The following is a 21,342-nucleotide window of genomic DNA, read 5'->3' as shown; positions in this document are numbered from 1 at the left end:
CACCTCCGTCACCCAGGCGCTCAACGTCGGGGTCACCGACGTGGACGAGTTCGAGCCTCATGTCGCACGTCTTCCCGTCCGGCACCGCGCCCGCCGCGGTCGAGACGGGCGACACCACCGACTACGAGCTCGGCATGCGCTTCCGCTCGAACGCGTCGGGCTACGTGACCGAGCTGCGTTACTATCGCGGCGCCGCCGATGCGGGCGACACCGACACCCGCACCCTGACGCTCTGGAGCGCCAGCGGCACCAAGCTCGGGCAGGCGACCGTGACGTCGGCCTCCGGCGCCACCGGATGGCAGACCGCGACGCTCTCGACGCCGGTCGCCCTGGCGGCCAACACCACGTATGTCGTGTCCTATGGCACCACCGACAACTACGCCTACACCGGCGGCTGGTTCGCGACGACGCATACCTCGAGCGACGGCGTACTCTCGGGCCTTGCCGGCGTCTTCGGCGTCGGTCCGGGCAACTTCCCGACCGCGAGCTACAATGCGTCGAACTACTGGCTCGACGTCACCTTCCGGCAGGTGCTGAACGCCGCCCCGACGATCACGCCGATCGTCGCGCCGACCACCAACGAGGATGCCGCGGCGACGCAGATCAACCTGCTCGCCGGGGCGAGCGATCCCGATGGCGACACGCTGAGCGTGCTCACGCCGATCAGCGTCGCCTCGTCGAACGCCAGCCGCACCGTCGCGTACACCCTGTCGGCGGCCGGGGTGCTGCTGCTCGATCCGGCCCAGTTCGGCGACCTCGCCGCGGGCCAGTCCGAGACGGTGACGATCAGCTACCAGATCACCGACGGACAGCACACGGGCGTGGCGAACACCGCCACCATCACCGTCGAGGGCCGCGACGAGCCGGGGCTGACGCTCACCGGCACGTCGTCGGCGAACACGCTGACCGGCGGCGCGGGCAACGATCTCCTGAGCGGCCTCGCCGGCAACGACACGCTGCTCGGCAACGCCGGCAACGATACGCTCGACGGCGGCGCGGGCAACGACTCGATCGACGGCGGTGCCGGTAACGACACCTTCCTGGTGCGCACCACCGAGATGCAGAGCGATACGCTGATCGGCGGCGCTGGCACCGATATCCTGAAGATCGACGGCACCGCCGATCTCGTCATGGCCACGCTGTCGCGGGTAAGCGGCATCGAGACCTTCGACGGCAACGGCCTGGCGCTGCGCGGCACGTCGTCCGCCGACACGCTCAACCTCTCCGGGTTCACCACCGTCCTGGGACTGACCGGCATCTACGGCCTGTCCGGCAACGACACCCTGGTCGGCAGCAGCGGCAACGACACCCTCGACGGCGGCGCCAACAACGACTCGATGGACGGCGGCGCCGGCGACGACACGTTCCTGGCGCGCACCACCGAGTTGCAGAGCGATACGCTCGTCGGCGGCGCGGGCACCGATACCCTGAAGATCGACGGCACCGCCGATCTCATCATGGCCACGCTGTCGCGGGTGAGCGGCATCGAGATCTTCGACGGCAACGGCCTGGCGCTGCGCGGCACGTCGTCCGCCGACACGCTCAACCTCTCCGGCTTCACCACCGTCACCGGGCTGACCGGCATCTACGGCCTGTCCGGCAAAGACACCCTGGTCGGCAGCGGCGGCAACGACACTCTCGACGGCGGCTCGGGCAACAACTCGATCGACGGCGGCGCCGGCAATGACACGTTCCTGGTGCGCACCACCGAGATGCAGAGCGATACGCTGATCGGCGGCGCCGGCACCGATACCCTGAAGATCGACGGCACCGCCGATCTCATCATGGCCACGCTGTCGCGGGTGAGCGGCATCGAGATCTTCGACGGCAACGGCCTCGCGCTGCGCGGCACCTTGCTGGCCGACACGCTGGACCTGTCCGGGTTCACCACCGTCACCGGGCTGACCGGCATCTACGGTCTGACCGGCAACGACACCCTGATCGGCAGCGGCGGGGCGGACACCATCGACGGCGGCAGTGGCAACGACACGATCTCGGCGGGGGCCGGGGCCGACACCATCGTCATCCGCGGCACGGAGGCGCAGTCCGACGTGATCGACGGCGGCGATGGACAGGACGTCCTCAAGGTCGACGCCACGGGCGGCACCGCAACGCTCCTGCTCTCCTCGCGGATCACCGGCGTCGAGACGATCAACGGCGGCGGCGTCGGGCTGCAGGGGACGTCGGCGGCGAACGCGCTCGATTTCTCCAAGATGGCGCTTGTCAACGTCACGAGCATCTCGGGGCTCGCCGGCAACGACACGCTGGCCGGCGGCACCGGCAACGACACGCTGACCGGCGGCTCGGGGAACGACACCTTCGTCTTCCACTTCGGCGACACGACGGGAGACGACCGGATCACCGACTTCGACGCCTCCGGCAACGACGTGATCCGCCTCGACGGCTATGCGGCCACCACCTTCCTGTCCGACGCGATCAGCTTCAACTCGCTCGGGGCGCTCATCAATCTCGACGAGATCGGCGGGCACGGCACCATCCGGCTGGCCGGCGTCACCACCCTGTCGCTCGGCTCCGAGGATTTCGTCCTCGGCTGAGCCGCCGCGCCCCTGTCCCCCCGCCTGCCTGCGTGCTACGCCGGCACGTAGCGGACGAGGGGAGAGGGGCCCGGCATGGCGGAACTGACCGAGGAGGGTCGCGAGCGGATCGACGGGATCGCCGCGCGCCACGGGGTTTCCCCGGCGACGGCCGAGGGCCTGTTCGGGGCGTTGCAGCGCGGCGGCGGCACCCAGGCGCAGTTCGATGCGCCGGAGCTCGGCGGCATGGGCCAGTGGTCGCGCGGCGGCATGATCATGATCGGCGACATGTTCAACTCCGCGCTGAAGGCACGGGTCGACGCGCTCTGCACAGAGCTGGCCGGGCTGATCGGCGCGCCGGGGCTGTTCCGCCCGACCGAGGCCGGTGACGTCGGCCCGGGGGGCTGGCCCGCCTGGCTGGGCGCGGCGTCCTCCTCGGGCGGGCAGAACGACATGCGCTATGCGGTGTTCCCGGGCACCCGTCGGCTGGCGGTCGCCCACGGCGGGACGGTCACGATCTACGACACCGGCGATCACGCGATCGGCGGCGTGTCACAGGCACAGTCTGGCGGGCAGTCGCTGACCTTCACCAGCCAGTTCGGTCCCGTACGCCTCGACGAACTCGCGGTGATCGGGGCCGACGGCCGGCCGGGACCGGCGAAGGCGGCGGCCGAGGCCCTTGCCGTCGTGCCCCCGGTCGCCGCGCCCGAACCGATTGCGCCAGTGCCCACAGCGACCGTGCCCACCGCAGCCGCGCCCGCCGCGACCGCGCCCGCCGCGTCCGCGCCTGCCGCGCCGAGAGCGGCCGGGGCTGGGGCGGCTGCGCCGGCGGCCGCCGGGGATCCGGTCGGGCTGATCGAGCGGCTGGCGGAGCTGCATGCCCGGGGCATCCTGACCGACGAGGAATTTTCCCGGAAGAAGGCCGAGCTGCTCGATCGGCTGTGAGCGGCGCGGCGTTTTGCAATCCGTGGGGCGGCGGTCTATCAGTCGCGCGGCAACTCTCTGGAATCGGCAGATGATCCTCTATCCCGCGATCGACCTGAAGGACGGCCAGTGCGTGCGGCTGCTGCGCGGCGACATGGCGGCGGCAACCGTGTTCGGCGACGATCCCGCGGCGCAGGCGCGGGCGTTCGCGGCGGCGGGCTGCGAGTGGCTGCATATCGTCGATCTCAACGGCGCGTTTGCCGGGCGGCCGGTGAACGGCGCGGCGGTGGCCGCGATCCTCGGGGCGGTCGCCGTGCCGGTGCAGCTCGGCGGCGGTATCCGGGATCGCGCGGCGATTGACGGCTGGCTCGCGGCGGGCGTCGCGCGGGTGATCCTCGGGACGGTGGCGCTGCGCGACCCGGAGCTGGTGCGGGCGGCGGCGCGGGCGAACCCCGGCCGGGTCGCGGTCGGGATCGACGCGCGCGATGGAAGGGTGGCGGTCGAAGGCTGGGCCGAGACCTCGGACGTGACCGCGACCGACCTCGCGCGGCGCTTCGAGGACGCGGGCGTGGCGGCGATCGTCTACACCGACATCGACCGCGACGGGGCCATGCAGGGCCCGAACGTGGCGGCGACCGCGGCGCTGGCGCGCGCGGTGACGATCCCGGTGATCGCGTCGGGCGGCGTGTCGTCGCTCGACGATCTGCGCGCGCTGAAGGCGAGCGGGGCGCCGCTCGACGGGGCGATTTCGGGACGGGCGCTCTACGAGGGGGCGATCGACCTGGCGGAAGCCGTCCGGCTGCTGGCGGCGTGAGGGGGACGGCATGAGCTTCGAAACCTGGATCGCGTTCGTCGCAGCGTCGGCGGTTCTGCTGGTGATTCCGGGGCCGACGATCCTGCTCGTCGTCTCCTACGCGCTCGGGCGCGGGTGGAAGGTGGCGGCGCCGGTGGCGACGGGCGTGGCGCTGGGCGATCTGACGGCGATGACGCTGTCAATGCTGGGCGTCGGCGCGCTGCTGGCCAGTTCGGCGGCGCTTTTCACCGCGGTGAAGTGGGTCGGCGCGGGCTATCTGATCTTTCTCGGGGTGAAGCTGTGGCGGGCGGGGTCGCGGCTCGACGTCACCGCGCGGACCGAGGCGGTGCGGCCGGGGCGGATGCTGGCGCACGCGTGGCTGGTGACGGTGCTCAATCCGAAGTCGATCGTGTTCTTCGTCGCCTTCCTGCCGCAGTTCCTCGATCCGACCCTGCCGTTCTGGCCGCAGATGGCGATCTTCGAGGCGACCTTCGTGACGCTCGCCTTCGCCAACGCCTTCGGCTACGCGATCCTCGCCTCGCGGGCCCGTCGGCTGGCGTCGAGCCCGCGGGCGATCCGGCTCGTCAACCGCGCGGGCGGGACGGCGCTGATTGCCGCCGGCACGGCGGCGGTGACGCTGCGGGCGGCGTGAGAGGCGGGCGATGCTGAAGGTTCGGGTGATCCCCTGCCTCGACGTCAAGGAAGGGCGCGTGGTCAAGGGCGTGAATTTCGCCGATCTCGTCGACGCGGGTGATCCGGTGGCGGCGGCGCGCGCCTACGATGCGGCCGGGGCGGACGAGCTCTGCTTTCTCGACATCGCGGCGAGCCTCGAGAACCGGGGGACGCTGCTCGATCTGGCGAGCCGGACGGCGGAGCAGTGCTTCATGCCGCTGACCGTCGGCGGCGGGGTGCGCACGCCCGAGGACGTGCGTGCGCTGCTGCTCGCCGGCGCGGACAAGGTGAGCTTCAACACCGCCGCGGTGGCGAACCCGGAGGTGATCGGGCAGGCGGCCGCGAAATTCGGGGCGCAGTGCATCACCGTGGCGATCGACGCGAAGACGGTGGCGCCGGGGCGCTGGGAGATCTTCACCCACGGCGGCACCCGGGCCACCGGGATCGACGCGGTGGCCTTCGCGCGGGAGATGGAGCGGCGCGGGGCGGGGGAGATCCTGCTCACCTCGATGGACCGGGACGGCACGCGGGCTGGCTACAACCTCGGCCTGACGCGGGCGATCGCGGATGCCGTGCGGATCCCGGTGATCGCCAGCGGCGGGGTCGGGACGCTGGAGCATCTGGTGGAGGGCGTGACCGAGGGGCACGCCTCGGCGGTGCTGGCGGCGTCGATCTTCCATTTCGGGCAGCATTCGATCGGCGAGGCCAAGGCCGCCATGGCGGCGGCGGGCATTGCGGTGAGACTGACGTGAACGGGGGTCTGGCTTTGAGCGAGGGTCTGGTGTGAGCGACGTTCTGGCGCGCCTCTGGGCGACGATCGAGGCGCGGGCCGGGGCCGATCCGGCCGGCTCGCACACGGCGGCCCTGCTGGCGAAGGGCCGGGGAAAATGCGCCGAGAAGTTCGGCGAGGAAGCGGTGGAGGCGATCGTCGCGGCCGCCTCCGGTGACGCGGCGGGCCTGACCTACGAGGCGGCGGACGTGCTCTATCACCTGCAGGTGATGCTGGTCGCCGCGGGCGTGCCGTGGGGAGCGGTGCTCGACGAGCTGGCGCGACGCGAGGGGCGATCCGGGATCGAGGAAAAGGCGAGCCGGGCGCGCTCCTGACGTTCGGAGCTTGCCGACGTCACGCGTGAAACGACGGCAAGCCGATGAATCCAGAGGATTCATCTCCAGTAGTTCCCGATAGCCGGACATGGCGGCCCGTTCGGACAGCGGTGCCGCCGGTTCACAGAACCGCAGCGCGCTTTTGCGCGCGGCCGCTAAGTCGTCGAGGGTATGGTGGGCGATGACGGGATCGAACCGCCGACATCTTCGATGTGAACGAAGCGCTCTACCGCTGAGCTAATCGCCCTTCCGGGGCGCCTGATAGCGGCATTCGGCGGGCACATCAAGGCCCGCCGACCGGGAATTTTCCTCAGGCGGCGTGGACGCGAAGCCGGCCGAGAGCGGGGCCCACCGGCTGCACCGGATCGGGCCCGTAGCGGTTGGCGCCGGACGTGCCGGGGATGAAGAAGAGCGCGACGCTGAACGCGAAGCCGACGTAGGGCATCAGCGCCAGCAGCGCCGCCCAGCCCGTCCAGCCGATGTCGCGGCACCGCTGCGCCGAGACGGACCAGCTCGCCCAGGCGAAGGGCAGAAGCCCCACGAGCCACAGGACCGCGACGGCGGTCCCGAGGTTCTCGCTCGCCGACGCGCCCACCAGCACCAGCACGAAGGTGGCGGTGAGAAACAGCGACCAGATCGCGAGCGTGAAGAGCGCATAGCTGCGTCGGTTGCGCCGTCCGTGGAAGCGGAAGACGTCGTCGAACACCGGCTTGGACATGGCGCACCTCGGAACACGGGACCGATCCCATCATGCCATCATCCCGGGGAGATGGAGAAGCGCGGCGTGCGCTCATCCTTAAGGCAGTGTTGGTGTCCGACGCGCGAGGCGGGTCGCCGAAACGGGAAAGCCCCGGCGATGCCGGGGCTTTCGGGGAGGGTCAGTGCGCCGCGGCGCTGGGGCCTTCGGTCGGAACGGGCGGCTTGGCCGCCGCCTCGGCCGCCTCGTCCCACTCGATCGGCTCGGGCATCCGCACCAGCGCGTTCTTCAGGACGTCCATCACCGAGGAGACCGGGATGATGGCGAGGCCGTTCTTCACGGTATCCGGGATGTCCCGCAGATCCTTCACGTTGTCGGCCGGGATCATCACGGTGGTGATCCCGCCGCGCAGGGCGGCGAGCAGCTTCTCCTTGAGCCCGCCGATCGGCAGCACGTTGCCGCGCAGCGTCACTTCGCCGGTCATCGCCACGTCGCGACGCACCGGAATGCCGGTAAGCACCGAGACGATGGACGTGACCATGGCGATGCCCGCCGACGGCCCGTCCTTGGGCGTGGCGCCCTCGGGGACGTGGACGTGGATGTCGGTCGACTCGAACATCGTCGGCTTGAGGCCCAGCTCCGGCGCCTTGGAGCGCACGAAGGACGAGGCCGCGTCGATCGACTCCTTCATCACGTCGCCGAGCTTGCCGGTGGTCTTCATCCGGCCCTTGCCGGGCAGGCGCAGCGCCTCGATCGAGAGCAGGTCGCCCCCGACTTCGGTCCACGCGAGGCCGGTCACGACGCCGATGGAGTCCGCGGTCTCGGCCAGACCGTACTTGAACCGGCGGACGCCGAGGAAGTCCTCGAGGTTCTCCGGGGTGACGATCACCTTGGCCGACTTGCCCTTGACGATCTCCGTCACCGCCTTGCGGCAGAGCTTGGCGATCTCGCGCTCCAGGTTCCGCACGCCGGCTTCGCGCGTGTAGTACCGCACGATGTCGCGGAGCGCGTCCGCCGTCAGCTCGAACTCGCCCGGCTTCAGGCCATGGCCCTTTTCCTGCTTGGCGATCAGGTGCTGCCGCGCGATGCCGGCCTTTTCCTCTTCCGTGTAGCCCGAGATCGAGATGATCTCCATGCGGTCGAGGAGCGGGCGCGGCATGTTGTAGCTGTTCGACGTGGTGATGAACATGACCTGGGACAGATCGTATTCCACCTCGAGATAGTGGTCCATGAACGTCGCGTTCTGCTCTGGGTCGAGGACCTCGAGCATCGCGCTCGCCGGATCGCCGCGGAAATCCTGGCCCATCTTGTCGATTTCGTCGAGCAGGATCAGCGGGTTGACCGTCTTCGCCTTCTTCATCGACTGGATGATCTTGCCGGGCATCGAGCCGATGTAGGTCCGCCGGTGGCCGCGGATCTCCGCCTCGTCCCGGACACCGCCGAGCGAGATGCGGATGAACTCGCGCCCCGTCGCCTTCGCGACCGACTTGCCGAGCGAGGTCTTGCCGACGCCGGGAGGGCCGACGAGGCAGAGGATCGGGCCCTTGAGCTTGTCGCTGCGCGACTGCACCGCGAGGAACTCGATGATGCGCTCCTTGACCTTCTCGAGGCCGTAGTGGTCGGCGTCGAGCACGGCCTCGGCGTGCGGCAGGTCCTTGCGGATCCGCGACTTCTTGCCCCACGGGATCGACAGCATCCAGTCGAGGTAGTTGCGCACCACGGTGGCCTCGGCCGACATCGGCGACATGGAGCGGAGCTTCTTCACCTCCGCCAGCGCCTTGTCCTTGGCCTCCTTGGAGAGCCTGGTCCGGGCGATGCGTTCCTCGAACTCGGACGCGTCGTCCTGACCGCCTTCCTCGCCACCCAGCTCGCGCTGGATCGCCTTCATCTGCTCGTTCAGATAGTACTCGCGCTGGGTGCGCTCCATCTGCGTCTTGACGCGGCTCTTGATCTTCTTCTCGACCTTGAGGACCGACATCTCGCCCTGCATGAGGCCATAGATCGCCTCCAGCCGCTCGCCCACGTCGGCTTCCTCGAGGAGCTTCTGCTTGTCCTCGAGCTTCGGGCCGATGTGGCCGGCGACGGTGTCGGCGAGCTTGGACGCGGGCATGGTCTCGGAAACCGCCGAGACCGCTTCCTCGGGGATGTTCCGGTTGAGCTTGGCGTAGCGCTCGAATTCCTCGGCGACGGCGCGGACCAGCGCCTTGATCGCGTCCGGGTCCTTCTCGGTCTCGTCGATCCGGTGCGCCTGCGCCTCGAAGTACGACTCGTTGTCGATGAAGCGCTCGATCGCGACGCGCGCCTTGCCCTCGACCAGCACCTTCACCGTGCCGTCGGGCAGTTTCAGGAGCTGCAGCACGTTGGCGAGGACGCCGACGCGATAGATCCCGTCCGCCGTCGGCTCGTCCTCGGAGGCGTCGCGCTGGCTGGCGAGGAGGATCTGGCGGTCGTCCTTCATCACCGCCTCGAGCGCGCGCACGGACTTCTCGCGGCCGACGAACAGCGGCACGATCATGTGCGGGAAGACCACGATGTCGCGCAGCGGCAGAACGGGATGGGAGGGCGAGCTGCTCTGGTCTGACATGGGATTATTGTCCTTTCTGGCGAAGTGCCCGGTCCCGACCGCTTCGGCGACGTGGGCGCTTCCTCCCGGGTCAAATGGCGCGGGGCCGGCGCCGTTTCAAGGCAGAGTGTGCGGCGCGCCGAAGGCGGGCGCAAGCTGTCATCGCGGTGTCGTCATTCGCCGGGCACCATGGTGCGTTGCCGGGTGGCGAAGGAGAATCGCCGCCGCTGGGCAAGGACGGGCTTCTCGATCAGGTGCCAGGACAGGGCGGCGAAGCCGGCGACGACAGGCATGATGACGAGGAAATAGAGCCCGGCGTGGCCGAGATTCGGCAGGACGAGCACCAGCGCCTGCATGATCGGCCAGTGGTAGAGATAGATGCCATAGGAATAGTCGCCCCGCTTCAGCAGCGCGGGCGTCGGCAGCTCGGCGGTGCCGAGCCAGAGCGTCACGTAGAGCACGGGCACGCCGAGCAGGAGCGAGAGCGTGGGATAGAACACGTCGTCCTCGGACGGGGCGAGCAGCAGGTCGAGCGCGATGCAGGCGGCAATCGCGGCCGCGAGCAGCCGCGGGTCGCGGGGGATCTGGTTCCGCCAGCGATAGGCGGCGATGCCGAGCAGGAAGGCGACGAGGAGACGCGAACCCTTGAGCACGAACAGGTGGTTGAGCGCGGGATCGAGCGGGCCGAGGGCGGGGAGCGCCGCGACCGCGAAGCCGGCCGCGACCCACCCGAGCGCAAGGAGCGGTGCGAGGCGGAAGCTGCGGGTGACGATGAGCCCGCCGATCAGCGCGTAGCAGGCGAGCTCGAACGGCACGGTCCAGAGCGAGTAGTTGACCGCCGGCACGGTGCTGGTCTCGAAGACGCCGGGCAGGTGCAGCTGGACGGCGCCGACCATGTTGAGCAGGTAGCGGTGCGTCATCGGATGGGCGTAGTACGCCCCGAGCGGCAGGGTGGTGAAGATCGCGCCGAGCAGCATCGCCGAAAGGGCGATGTCGACCATCAGGGCGGGAAAGATCCTGAGGCTGCGGTTCAGCATGAAGTTGGCGAGCCCGAGCCGCTCGGCGCTGGCGGTGACGAGGAAGCCCGACAGCCCGAAGAAGGCGTAGAGGATGCCGAAGTGATAGGCCGGCGGCAGCGCGAAATGGCCGGCATCGCGCGGGACGATCGAGTTGATGTGCGTGGCCGCGACGCTGACCGCGAGGACGATGCGGATCCAGTCGAAGCCCGGCCCGAAGCCGCCGCGGGCCGCGAGGCGGGCGCCGATCGTCGGGGTCGCGGCAACGGTCATGGGCGTGCTCCGGCGTTTGGTCCGGGGCTACCGCCGAGCGATTAACGAAACATGACCGGGGCGGAATTGCCGCGCCGGGCGGCGCGAAAGCGCGTATGATGCGCCGGCCGCCCGCCTTTTTGCGGCGGCGGTATTTGACGAAGTTCCTTTTCATGACGAGGGGCACCGGCCCGGGGCCGGCGGAAAGCAGATGACAGTTCGCACAGTCGTTCTTGTTCTGGTGATGCTGCAGGCCATCACGTCGGCGGTGACGGCCGGCGAGGCCGGGCGGCAGGGTGGTCACGCGATGTCCGGGAGCCAGTGCGACAGCGCCGATGCCGGTTGCCGCGGCGGCCGGTAGCCTCGACTCTCCCCGGCGGGCGGCGCATGGTGGCACAGATGCTGCCCCGGAGGGAGGCTATGACCCACGATCCGCTGTTCATTCTGGTCGCCCTCGCCTGTGCCGCGGTGGTGGTGATCCTGATGGTGGGCGTGGGCGGCTTTGCGCGCGGCGGCGAATTCAACGCGAAGTACGCGAACAAGATCATGCGGCTGCGCCTGCTCGCGCAGTTCATCGCGGTGATCCTGATCGTGCTCTTCGTCTGGGTGTCGAAGCACTGAGGGCTGCGCCTGCATGGTCGTCTTGAGCAAGATCTATACCCGCACCGGGGACAAGGGCACCACGGCGCTCGGCGACGGCGCGCGGGTGGAGAAGGACTCGGTCCGGGTCGCAGCCTACGGCACCGTCGACGAGGTGAACGCGACCCTCGGGCTGGCGCGGCTGCACGCCACCGGCGAGGCGGAGGCCGGGATCGCGCGGGTGCAGAACGACCTGTTCGACCTCGGGGCGGATCTCGCGACGCCGGGTTTCGAGACGGACGGCGCCGCACCGCATCCGCGGCTGCGCATCGTGGCGGCGCAGGTCGAGCGGCTGGAGCAGGAGATCGACGCGATGAACGCCGGGATGCAGCCGCTGCGCAGCTTCGTGCTGCCCGGCGGCAGCGCGCTGGCGGCGTATCTGCATCTCTCGCGCACCGTCTGCCGGCGGGCGGAGCGCGAAGCGGTGACGCTGGCCCGCGAGGAGAGCGTCAACCCGGAGGCGGTGCGCTACATCAACCGCCTGTCGGACTGGCTGTTCGTCGCCGCGCGTGCCGCCAATCTGGGCGGTGCGGGGGATGTTCTCTGGGTGCCCGGCGCCAACCGTTGACGGCCCTCTCCCCCGATCCCACGTAAACCTTGACGCCACGTCCGCGTATCGCGGCGGCGGCGTTTCTGCTTCGATGGGGCCAAGGGGGGGCCGGTGCGCCGGCCCCCGGGGGATCGGGAGATGTTCACGCGCGAGCGCACGCCGATGGTCTACACGCGCGCCGAGCTGCTGAGCGATGCGGTGGTGCATGTCGTCGGCATCCTGGCCGCGCTCGTCGCGCTGCCGGCGCTGGTCTGGCTCGGCCTGTCGCGCCGTGGCGACGGCGGCACGGATGGCGGCACGGTCGCGGCGCTTGTGGTCTACGGCCTCTCGGTCCTGGTGCTGCTCGTCTGTTCGGCGCTCAACAACATGCTGCGGCGACCGGCGTGGAAGCCGATGCTGCGGCGCATGGACCAGTCGGCGATCTACGTGAAGATCGCCGGCAGCTACACCCCGTTCGCCGTCATCGCCGGCGGCCACGCGGGGCTTTTCCTCGCCGGCCTGTGGAGCGCGGCGTTTGCCGGCGCCGCCCTGCGGCTCTGGAGCGGGGCGCGGCTGAAGTGGGCGAGCATCGCGCTCTACCTGCTGATGGGATGGGCCGGCGCATTGATCGGCGGGCCGATCGTCGAGGCACTCTCGCCCACCGGCGCGCTGCTCATCCTGGCGGCGGGGCTCACCTACACCCTCGGCGTCGTGTTCTTCGTCTGGGAGCGGCTGCCGTTCCACAACACCATCTGGCATGTGTTCGTGCTGGCGGGGAGCTGCGTGCTCTATGCCGCGGTGCTGGTGGAGGTTTCCGGCCGGATCGGTGCCTGAAACCTGCACCCCGGGCGGGCCGGTGTCGCCTATGGCCCGAGAAGCGCCGCAAACTCCCTTGCACGGCCAGCCCCCAGTCCGTAGACCCAACCGCGGTTGAGGCCGCTCGGCGCGCGGCTGCCGAAGGCCGGCATCAGGGGGCTTGTCCGATGAAGATCCTCGTGCCCGTGAAGCGGGTGATCGACTACAACGTCAAGGTTCGCGTGAAGGGCGACGGCAGCGGGGTAGACCTCGCCAACGTCAAGATGAGCATGAACCCCTTCGACGAGATCGCGGTGGAAGAGGCGATCCGGCTGAAGGAAAAAGGTGTGGCCGAGGAGGTGGTCGCGGTCTCGATCGGCGTGAAGCAGGCGCAGGAGACGCTGCGCACCGCGCTCGCCATGGGCGCCGACCGGGCGATCCTGGTGGTGGCGGCAGAGGAAGCCGCGACCGACATCGAGCCGCTGGCGGTGGCGAAGATCCTGAAGGCGGTGGCCGAGGCCGAAGGCGCCGGGCTGGTGATCGCCGGCAAGCAGGCGATCGACAACGACATGAACGCGACCGGCCAGATGCTGGCGGCGCTGCTCGGCTGGCCGCAGGCGACGTTCGCGAGCGCGGTCGAGATCGGCGACGGCAAGGCCACGGTGACGCGCGAGGTCGATGGCGGGCTGCAGACGATCGCGGTGACGCTGCCGGCGATCGTGACGGTCGACCTGCGGCTGAACGAGCCGCGCTATGCGAGCCTGCCGAACATCATGAAGGCGAAGAAGAAGCCGCTCGAGGAGAAGACGCCGGCCGACTACGGCGTCGACGTGACCTCGCGGCTCAAGGTGGTGAAGACGACCGAGCCGGCCACGCGCAAGGGCGGGGTGAAGGTCGGCTCGGTCGACGAGCTGGTCGCGAAGCTCAAGGATGAGGCGGGGGTGATCTGATGGCTGTCCTGATCCTGGCCAAGCACGACAATGCAAGCCTGAACGACGCCACGGCAAAGACCGTGACGGCGGCCAAGGCGATGGGCGGCGAGATCACCGTCCTCGTCGCCGGCGAGGGCGCGGGCGCGGTCGCCGAGGCGGCGGCACAGCTCGACGGCGTGGCGAAGGTGATCCACGTCGAGGGCGCGGCCTACGGGCACCGGATGGCCGAGCCGCTGGCCGACCTCATGGTGTCGATGGCCGGTCCCTACGACCACATCGTGTTCCCGGGCACCACCAGTGGCAAGAACGTGGCGCCGCGGGTGGCCGCGCTGCTCGACGTGATGGTGATTTCCGAGATCACCGGCGTCGTCGGCGCCGACACCTTCGAGCGGCCGATCTATGCCGGCAACGCGATCCAGACGGTGCAGTCGTCCGACGCGAAGAAGGTGGTGACGGTGCGTCCCGCGAGCTTCACCGCCACGGGGGCGCAGGCGGCGGCGCCGGTCGAGACGGCCGCGGCCGGAGCGGACGGCGGGCAGTCGATGTGGGTCGAGGACAAGGTCGCGACCTCGGATCGGCCCGAGCTGACCAGTGCGAAGATCGTCGTCTCCGGCGGCCGGGGCGTCGGGTCGGAGGAGAACTTCCGTATCATCGAGGCGCTGGCCGACAAGCTCGGCGCGGCGGTGGGCGCCTCGCGCGCCGCGGTCGACTCCGGCTTCGCGCCGAACGACTGGCAGGTGGGGCAGACCGGCAAGGTGGTGGCGCCGGAGCTCTACATCGCCGTCGGCATCTCCGGCGCGATCCAGCATCTCGCGGGCATGAAGGACTCGAAGGTCATCGTCGCCATCAACAAGGATGAGGAGGCGCCGATCTTCCAGGTCGCCGACTATGGCCTGGTGGGCGACCTGTTCCAGCTCGTGCCCGAGCTGGAGAAGAAGCTCGGCTGATCGAGGAAGGCGGCGGGCGGGGGCATCGAGCCCCCTTCCGCCGCCGGCGGTCGCCGCCCGGGACAGGCCGGCGATGCGTCGCGGGCGTCCGGCCGGGGGACGCGGCTTTTGCCGCGACCAGGGAGCGCGCAGGTGCGCGCAGGTCTTTCTTTGCTGGTTTTCCGGCTGTGGCCGGAAAACGTCTGCTCTCCAGGTTTCAAGGCCGTATGAAAGCCGGGGGCGTCGCGCGCCGTCCCGGGCCGCCGGGTGCGGTTTCGGGGGTCTCTTTCCTGCAGCGATATGGCCCATTGGTGCAATTCGTCGGCGGCCGTGCGGGATAATCTGGCGGGGCTTTCCCGCGGCGAGGACCCATGCGCTATTCCGCCCTGTCGGTTTTTCTGAACGGCCTGCGTGGCAACAAGGCGTGGGGACCCGCCTGGCGGGCGCCGGAGCCGAAGCCTGCCTATGACGTGGTGATCGTCGGCGGCGGCGGGCACGGGCTCGCGACCGCGTACTATCTCGCCAAGGAGTTCGGCGTCCGGAACGTCGCGGTGCTTGAGAAGAGCTATATTGGTTCGGGCAACGTCGGGCGCAACACCACGATCATCCGGGCAAACTATCTGCTGCCCGGGAACAATCCGTTCTACCAGCTCTCGATGACGCTGTGGGGCGGGCTGGAGCAGGATTTCAACTTCAACGCGATGGTGTCGCAGCGGGGCATCGTCAACCTCTATCATTCCGATGCGCAGCGCGACGCCTATGCCCGGCGGGGCAACGCCATGCGGCTGCACGGGGTGGATGCGAAGCTTCTCGACCGGACGGCGGTGCGCGAGATGCTGCCGTTCCTGAACTTCGACGATGCGCGGTTCCCGATCATGGGCGGGCTGGTGCATCGCGCGGGCGGCACCGTGCGGCACGACGCGGTGGCCTGGGGCTATGCGCGCGGGGCGGACAGCCACGGCGTCGACATCATCCAGGGCTGCGAGGTGACGGGGATCCGGCGCGGGGCCTCGGGGGCCGTCGAGGGGGTGGAGACGACGCGGGGCTTCATCGCCTGCGGCAAGCTGGCGCTGGCGGCGGCGGGGAATTCGGGGCGTGTCGCCGAGATGGCGGGCCTGCGCCTGCCGATCGAGAGCCACGTGCTGCAGGCGTTCGTGTCGGAGGGGCTGAAGCCCTATGTCGACACGGTCGTCACCTTCGGCGCCGGGCACTTCTATTTCAGCCAGTCGGACAAGGGCGGGCTGGTGTTCGGCGGCGACATCGACGGCTACAACTCGTATGCGCAGCGCGGCAACCTGGCGCTGGTCGAGCATGTGGCGGAGGCGGGCGTGGCGCTGGTGCCGGGCCTGAGCCGCGTGCGGATCCTGCGCTCCTGGGGCGGGATCATGGACATGTCGATGGACGGCTCGCCGATCATCGACCGCGTGGAGGACAACCTCTTCCTGAACGCGGGCTGGTGCTACGGCGGCTTCAAGGCGACGCCGGCGTCCGGTTTCTGCTTTGCGCACCTGATCGCGCGGGGCGTGCCGCAGGAGACGGCCACGGCGTTCCGGCTGGACCGCTTCGCGCGCGGCTACGTGCTCGACGAAAAGGGCGTCGGCGCCCAGGCGAATCTGCACTGAGGGGATCATGGCGAGCCTGATCGACTGTCCGCATTGCGGGCCCCGCCCGAAGGAGGAGTTTGGCGTGAAGGGCGCGGTGCTGCCGCGTCCCGGGCCGGAGGCCGGGGCGGCGGCGTGGATGGACTATGTCTATCTGCGGGAGAATCCGCGCGGCAGCTACCGCGAGTACTGGCACCACGCGGGGGGCTGCCGGCGGTGGCTGGTGGTGACGCGGGATACGGCGACGCATGCGGTCTCCGCGGTGGCAGATGCGGCGGGGGAGCGGCCATGACCTCGTATCGGCTGGCCTCGGGTGGTGCGCTGGAGCGGACCGCGGCGCTGAACTTCAGCTTCGACGGGCGGATGATGACCGGGTTTGCCGGCGACACGCTCGCCTCGGCGCTGCTCGCGAACGGGCGGATGCTGGTCGGGCGCGGCTTCAAGTATCACCGGCCGCGGGGGATCCTGACGGCGGGATCGGCGGAGCCGAACGCGCTGGTGACGGTCGGGCGCGGCGGGCGGCAGGAGCCGAACACGCGGGCGACGGTGCAGGAGCTCTATGAGGGGCTGGAGGCCGTCAGCCAGAACCGCTGGCCGAGCCTTGAGCGCGACATCGGCGCGGTGAACGGGCTCCTGTCGCCGTTCTTGGGGGCAGGATTCTACTACAAGACCTTCATGTGGCCCAAGGGGTTCTGGGAAAAGGTCTATGAGCCGTTCATCCGGCGGGCGGCCGGTCTCGGCAAGGCGACGCACGAGGCGGATCCGGACGTCTACGACAAGAGCTGGGCGCATTGTGACCTGCTGGTGATCGGCGCCGGGCCGGCGGGTCTTGCGGCGGCGCTGTCGGCGGCGCGGGCGGGGGCGCGCGTGCTGATCGCCGACGAAGGTCCGGCGCTCGGCGGCTCGCTGCTTGCCGATACCGCGCGGGTTGGCGGCGCCCCCGGGCCGGTGTTTGCCCGTGGGGTGGCCGCGGAGCTGGCCGCGCTTTCCAACGTGCGGGTGCTGACGCGGACGGTGGTGTTCGGCTGGTACGATTCGAACGTGTTCGGCGCGGTGGAGCGGGTGCAGAAGCACGTCGCGGCGCCCGACCCGCATGTGCCGGTGGAGCGGCTGTGGCGGATCGTGGCGAAGGCGGCGATCCTCGCCACCGGCGCGGAGGAGCGGCCGCTGGTCTTCGGCGGCAACGACCGGCCGGGCGTGATGATGGCGGGCGCGATGCGCGCCTATCTCAACCGCTGGGCGGTGGCGCCGGGCCGGCGGGTCGGCGTCTTCACCAACACCGATGCCGGCTATGCGCTCGCCACCGACCTGGAGGCGGCGGGCGTCGAGGTGGCGGCGATCGTCGATCCACGGCCAGCGCGGGCGGAGTGGCTTGGCCGGGCGCGGGTGATCCGGGGTGTCGTCGCCGGGACGCACGGGCGGCAGGCGGTCTCCGCCATGACGGTGCGGCGCGACACGGGGGAGGAGCGCGTCGAGGTCGATGCGCTCGCCATGTCGGGCGGGTTCAGCCCGGTGATCTCGCTCGCCTGCCATCGCGGCGGGCGGGCGGTTTGGTCGGCGGAGCGGGCGGCGTTCCTCGCGCCGGAGGTCGACGGGCTCTCGCCGGTCGGGGCGGCGGCCGGTGCCGACGGGCTGGCCGCGTGCCTTGCCGACGGGGCGCGGGCGGCGGAGCGGCTGGGCTATGCCGCGGCGGCCTTCGGTGCTGTCGAGGGGGCAGGCGGCAGCGGGCAGGGGGCGCCGATCTGGGCGGTGAGCGCGCCAAAGGGCAAGGCGTTCGTCGACTTCCAGAACGACGTCCACCTGAAGGACGTCAAGCTCGCCCATGCCGAGGGCTACGGGCATGTGGAACTCGCCAAGCGCTACACGACGAACGGCATGGCGACGGACCAGGGAAAGCTCGGCAACGTCAATGCGATCGGCCTGCTCGCCGAGGCGCGCGGGGTCAGCCCGGCGGAGGTGGGGACGACGACGTTCCGGCCGTTCTACACGCCGGTGTCGTTCGGCGCGCTGACCGGGACGCATCGCGGCAGGCACTTCCAGCCGGTACGTCGGTCGGCGCTGCATGGCTGGGCCGAGAAGCACGGGGCGCGGTTCGTGGAGACCGGCCTGTGGCTGCGATCGTCGTATTTCCCGCGGCCGGGCGAGACGCATTGGCGCGAGAGCGTCGATCGCGAGGCGCGGGCCGTGCGCAGCGGTGTCGGGATCTGCGACGTGTCGATGCTCGGCAAGATCGAGATCTTCGGCAGCGATGCGGCGGAATTCCTCAACCGCGTGTACTGCAATGCCTTCCTGAAGCTGCCGGTGGGGCGGGCGCGGTACGGCCTGATGCTGCGCGAGGACGGGTGCATCTATGACGACGGCACCACCAGCCGGCTGGGCGAGCAGCACTATTTCATGACGACGACCACGGCGCTGGCGGCCGGGGTGCTGACGCATCTCGAATTCTGCGCGCAGGCGCTCTGGCCGGAGTTCGACGTGCGGCTCGCCTCGGCGACGGACCAGTGGGCGCAGATGGCGGTCGCCGGGCCGAAGGCGCGCGAGGTGCTGGCGCAAATCGTCGAGGACGACCTCTCCGACGCGGCGTTCCCGTATCTCGCCGCGCGTGAGGTGACGCTGAAGGGTGGCCTGACGGGGCGGCTCTTCCGCATCTCGTTCTCGGGCGAGCTGGCCTATGAGCTGGCGGTGCCGGCGGGGTATGGCGAGGCGGTGGCCGATGCGGTGCTGGCGGCAGGGGCGGCCTTCGGGATCACCCCCTATGGCTCGGAGACGCTGGGCGTGCTGCGGGTGGAGAAGGGGCATGTGACGCACGCGGAGATCAACGGCACGGTGACGCCGGGGGATCTCGGCTTCGGCAAGATGGTGTCGGCGACCAAGCCGGATTTCATCGGCAAGGCGATGCTGGGCCGCGAGGGGATGCAGGATCCGGCGCGGCCGGCGCTGGTGGGGGTGAGGCCGCTCGATCCGGCGACCGGGTTCAAGGCCGGGGCGCATATCCTGCGCAAGGGCGACGCGGCGACGCTGGAGAACGACCAGGGCTATGTGTCTTCCGCGATCTACTCGCCGCATGTCGGCTCGACGATCGGGCTGGCGCTGGTCACGCGCGGGCCGGAGCGGCATGGCGAGGAGGTTCTGGTCTGGGACGCGGTGCGCGACGCGATGACGCCCGCGGTGCTCTGCGCGCCCTGCTTCGTCGACCCGGAGAACGAGAGGCTGCATGTCTGAGATGTTTTCGCATCGGCCGGCGCTCGGGCCCGCGCTCGGGAGTGGCGTGACGCTCACGGCGCTGCCTGAGGGGGGGCATGTGGTGCTGCTCCTGACCCGGGCCGGGGCGCCGGCGCCGGACGTGGCGGGGCTTCGGCCGGCGGAGCTTCGGCCGGCGGGGCCGGGCCAGTGGTTCGTCGTCGGCGACGGACCGGCGGATCTGGCCGCGCTTCGGGCGCTGCCCGACGTGGCGGTGTCGGACCAGAGCCATGGCCGGGTGCGGATCGCCGTCGCGGGGGCGCAGGCGGCGGCGATGCTCGCGAAGGGCACGGCGGTCGATCTCGACGGGCTGGCCGTGGGCGCGTCGGTGACGACGCTGGTCGGGCCGCTCGGCGTGCATCTGACACGCACCGGCCCGGCGGCCTTCGAGCTGATGGTGCTGCGCAGCTTCGCGGCGGCGCTGTGGCACGATCTGGGCGCCATGGCGGCGGAATACTGAGGGCGACATGAGCGGGATCATCGACGGAAGGGCCGCGGCGGCCGCGGTCATCGACGAGGTGCGCGCCGGGACGAAGGCGCTTGGGGCGCTGGGCACGGTGCCGGGGCTCGCCGTGGTGCTGGTCGGCAGCGATCCGGCGAGCCAAACCTACGTCGCGGCCAAGGGGCGGATGGCGCGGGAGTGCGGCTTTCGCTCGCGGCAGATCGACCTGCCCGCCACCGTGTCGCAGGCGGAGCTCACCTCGGTCATCGAGGCGCTGAATGCGGATGCGGCGGTGCACGGCATCCTCGTGCAGCTGCCGTTGCCGGCGCCGCTCGACGCGGCGCCGATCCTGAAGGCGATCCGGCCGGAGAAGGACGTCGACGGGCTGCATCCGGTCAATGCCGGGGCGCTCGCGAGCGGCGATCTCGACGGGGGACTGCTGCCCTGCACGCCGGCCGGGGCGATGCGGCTGGTGCGGGCGGTGCATGGCGGCGACCTGTCCGGGCTCGTCGCGGTGGTGGTCGGGCGCTCGAACCTGTTCGGCAAGCCGATGGGGCAGCTGCTGCTGGCAGCGAACGCCACGGTCGTCATGGCGCATTCCCGCACCCGCGATCTGCCGGGGATCTGCCGGCTGGCCGACATCCTGGTGGTCGCGGTCGGCCGGGCGGAGATGGTACGCGCCGACTGGGTGAAGCCCGGCGCGACGGTGATCGACGTGGGCATCAACCGGCTGCCGCCGGAGGCGGGTGCGGTGCGCGGGCGGCTGACCGGGGACGTGGACTTCGCCGGCGTGCGCGGGCAGGCGGGCCGGATCACCCCGGTGCCGGGCGGCGTCGGGCCGATGACGATCGCGATGCTGATGGCGAATACGCTGACGGCGGCGCAGCGCGCGGCGGCGGAAGCGGCAGCACCTGCGGCCGAGTTCACTGATAGGTTGTAGAGTTTTCCCATTGGGAATATCGTCGCCCCGGTGATGTCGCGGGGAGGCGGTCATGGGCGGACTCGTCGAGGACGACGAGGCGGGGCAGAACCCGCACGCGGTTCGCGAGCCGAAGGAGAACAACCTCGAGCAGGCGATCGGCCACGAGGTGCGGATCCTGCGCAAGGCGCTGGGGCTCACGGTGTCCGACGTGGCGGCGGCGACCGGCCTGTCGGTCGGGATGCTGTCAAAGATCGAGAACGGCAACATCTCGCCGTCGCTGACCACGCTGCAGACGCTGGCGCGGGCGCTCGGCGTGCCGCTGACCGTGCTGTTCCAGCGCTTCGAGGAACGGCGCGGCGCGGTGCTGGTCAAGGCGGGCGAGGGGGTGGAGCTGGAGCGTCGCGGCACGCGGGCGGGGCACCAGTACAACCTGCTCGGGCATCTGGCAGCCACCGCGGCCGGCGTGCAGGTCGAGCCGTACCTCATCACGCTCTCGACCGAGTCGGATGTGTTTCCGACCTTCCAGCACGAGGGGCTGGAGTTCCTCTACATGCTGGAGGGCGAGGTGGTCTATCGCCACGGCGACCAGCTGTTTCCCATGCAGCCGGGCGACAGCCTGTTCTTCGATGCCGACGCGCCGCACGGGCCGGAGAAGCTGGTGGAGCTGCCGGCGCGCTACCTGTCGATCATCAGCTATCGTCGGCGGTCCCGCGGCGAGTGAAATTCTCCACAGGAATAGATTATTCCTGATAGTTGACATG

At 70.3% G+C, this 21,342-nt stretch carries 21 protein-coding genes, 1 tRNA gene and 1 pseudogene; 19 read left to right on the top strand and 4 right to left on the bottom strand.

The annotated features are described in order from the left end of the window. Positions 1–59: 59 nt before the first annotated feature. The 7 genes and pseudogenes from QM699_RS09190 to QM699_RS09160 form a co-directional block, all read left to right on the top strand. Positions 60–791, top strand: a pseudogene (locus QM699_RS09190) (DUF4082 domain-containing protein); the annotation flags it as partial. A 30-nt stretch (positions 792–821) separates the two neighbouring features. Continuing rightward, complete coding sequence (locus tag QM699_RS09185) at positions 822–2,555, top strand: beta strand repeat-containing protein (protein ID WP_415012725.1); 1,734 nt, start codon at positions 822–824, stop codon at positions 2,553–2,555. Positions 2,556–2,630: 75 nt separating this feature from the next. Then, the gene (locus tag QM699_RS09180; protein WP_415010841.1) at positions 2,631–3,479 is read left to right on the top strand and encodes an SHOCT domain-containing protein; all 849 of its coding nucleotides are present in this window, start codon (positions 2,631–2,633) and stop codon (positions 3,477–3,479) included. Between the two features lie 70 nt (positions 3,480–3,549). Further along, the gene (hisA, locus tag QM699_RS09175) at positions 3,550–4,272 is read left to right on the top strand and encodes a 1-(5-phosphoribosyl)-5-[(5-phosphoribosylamino)methylideneamino]imidazole-4-carboxamide isomerase (protein WP_415010840.1); all 723 of its coding nucleotides are present in this window, start codon (positions 3,550–3,552) and stop codon (positions 4,270–4,272) included. Positions 4,273–4,282: 10 nt separating this feature from the next. After that, positions 4,283–4,903, top strand: a complete 621-nt coding sequence (locus QM699_RS09170; protein WP_415010839.1) for a LysE family translocator — start codon at positions 4,283–4,285, stop codon at positions 4,901–4,903. 10 nt (positions 4,904–4,913) lie between these two features. Continuing rightward, entirely contained in the window at positions 4,914–5,675 is a 762-nt protein-coding gene (gene hisF / locus QM699_RS09165) for an imidazole glycerol phosphate synthase subunit HisF (RefSeq protein ID WP_415010838.1), read from the top strand. 31 nt (positions 5,676–5,706) lie between these two features. Next, entirely contained in the window at positions 5,707–6,027 is a 321-nt protein-coding gene (locus QM699_RS09160) for a phosphoribosyl-ATP diphosphatase (protein ID WP_415010837.1), read from the top strand. A gap of 172 nt (positions 6,028–6,199) precedes the next feature. On the opposite strand, the gene QM699_RS09155 is transcribed toward QM699_RS09160, so the two are convergent. The 4 genes from QM699_RS09155 to QM699_RS09140 all read right to left on the bottom strand — a co-directional run bounded on the left by QM699_RS09155 (position 6,200) and on the right by QM699_RS09140 (position 10,576). After that, a tRNA-Val gene (locus QM699_RS09155) sits at positions 6,200–6,274 on the bottom strand. Positions 6,275–6,337: 63 nt separating this feature from the next. Further along, positions 6,338–6,745, bottom strand: a complete 408-nt coding sequence (locus tag QM699_RS09150) for a DUF805 domain-containing protein (protein WP_415010836.1) — start codon at positions 6,743–6,745, stop codon at positions 6,338–6,340. A gap of 160 nt (positions 6,746–6,905) precedes the next feature. After that, positions 6,906–9,308, bottom strand: a complete 2,403-nt coding sequence (gene lon, locus QM699_RS09145) for an endopeptidase La (protein WP_415010835.1) — start codon at positions 9,306–9,308, stop codon at positions 6,906–6,908. Positions 9,309–9,460: 152 nt separating this feature from the next. Continuing rightward, complete coding sequence (locus QM699_RS09140) at positions 9,461–10,576, bottom strand: acyltransferase family protein (RefSeq protein WP_415010834.1); 1,116 nt, start codon at positions 10,574–10,576, stop codon at positions 9,461–9,463. A 190-nt stretch (positions 10,577–10,766) separates the two neighbouring features. Between QM699_RS09140 and QM699_RS09135 the strand changes: the two genes are divergently transcribed. The 12 genes from QM699_RS09135 (at position 10,767) to QM699_RS09080 (ending at position 21,302) form a co-directional block, all read left to right on the top strand. After that, on the top strand, positions 10,767–10,916 hold the full coding sequence (locus QM699_RS09135; protein WP_415010833.1) for a hypothetical protein: 150 nt from the start codon (positions 10,767–10,769) through the stop codon (positions 10,914–10,916). Positions 10,917–10,975: 59 nt separating this feature from the next. Continuing rightward, positions 10,976–11,176 (top strand): twin transmembrane helix small protein, encoded by a 201-nt coding sequence (locus QM699_RS09130; RefSeq protein WP_415010832.1) that lies wholly within the window; start codon positions 10,976–10,978, stop codon positions 11,174–11,176. 13 nt (positions 11,177–11,189) lie between these two features. Continuing rightward, positions 11,190–11,762, top strand: coding sequence for a cob(I)yrinic acid a,c-diamide adenosyltransferase (locus tag QM699_RS09125; RefSeq protein ID WP_415010831.1), 573 nt, complete (start codon positions 11,190–11,192; stop codon positions 11,760–11,762). A 120-nt stretch (positions 11,763–11,882) separates the two neighbouring features. Beyond that, positions 11,883–12,557, top strand: a complete 675-nt coding sequence (trhA, locus tag QM699_RS09120) for a PAQR family membrane homeostasis protein TrhA (RefSeq protein WP_415010830.1) — start codon at positions 11,883–11,885, stop codon at positions 12,555–12,557. Between the two features lie 149 nt (positions 12,558–12,706). Further along, entirely contained in the window at positions 12,707–13,468 is a 762-nt protein-coding gene (locus QM699_RS09115; protein ID WP_415010829.1) for an electron transfer flavoprotein subunit beta/FixA family protein, read from the top strand. Then, a complete protein-coding gene (locus QM699_RS09110) occupies positions 13,468–14,397 on the top strand; it encodes an electron transfer flavoprotein subunit alpha/FixB family protein (protein WP_415010828.1) in 930 nt (309 codons plus the stop codon). The genes QM699_RS09115 and QM699_RS09110 overlap by 1 nt, the downstream gene beginning before the upstream one ends. Before the next feature lie 350 nt (positions 14,398–14,747). Further along, positions 14,748–15,998, top strand: coding sequence for a sarcosine oxidase subunit beta family protein (locus tag QM699_RS09105; protein ID WP_415010827.1), 1,251 nt, complete (start codon positions 14,748–14,750; stop codon positions 15,996–15,998). 7 nt (positions 15,999–16,005) lie between these two features. Continuing rightward, positions 16,006–16,269: a sarcosine oxidase subunit delta gene (locus QM699_RS09100; RefSeq protein WP_415010826.1), complete on the top strand. Its 264-nt coding sequence runs from the start codon at positions 16,006–16,008 to the stop codon at positions 16,267–16,269. Beyond that, positions 16,266–19,199, top strand: coding sequence for a sarcosine oxidase subunit alpha family protein (locus tag QM699_RS09095; protein WP_415010825.1), 2,934 nt, complete (start codon positions 16,266–16,268; stop codon positions 19,197–19,199). Before QM699_RS09100 ends, QM699_RS09095 begins: the two co-directional genes overlap by 4 nt. Continuing rightward, positions 19,192–19,677 carry a sarcosine oxidase subunit gamma family protein gene (locus tag QM699_RS09090; RefSeq protein WP_415010824.1) on the top strand — a complete coding sequence of 162 codons (486 nt, stop codon included), beginning with the start codon at positions 19,192–19,194 and terminating at the stop codon, positions 19,675–19,677. The genes QM699_RS09095 and QM699_RS09090 overlap by 8 nt, the downstream gene beginning before the upstream one ends. A gap of 7 nt (positions 19,678–19,684) precedes the next feature. Then, on the top strand, positions 19,685–20,599 hold the full coding sequence (locus tag QM699_RS09085; RefSeq protein WP_415010823.1) for a bifunctional 5,10-methylenetetrahydrofolate dehydrogenase/5,10-methenyltetrahydrofolate cyclohydrolase: 915 nt from the start codon (positions 19,685–19,687) through the stop codon (positions 20,597–20,599). 52 nt (positions 20,600–20,651) lie between these two features. Continuing rightward, on the top strand, positions 20,652–21,302 hold the full coding sequence (locus QM699_RS09080) for a helix-turn-helix domain-containing protein (protein WP_415010822.1): 651 nt from the start codon (positions 20,652–20,654) through the stop codon (positions 21,300–21,302). The last annotated feature ends 40 nt before the right edge of the window (positions 21,303–21,342 follow it).

Source organism: Amaricoccus sp. (assembly GCF_047602525.1).
Lineage (GTDB): Bacteria > Pseudomonadota > Alphaproteobacteria > Rhodobacterales > Rhodobacteraceae > Amaricoccus.
Note: the sequence above shows the minus strand (reverse complement) of the source record. Positions and strands in the feature narration are given on the sequence as shown.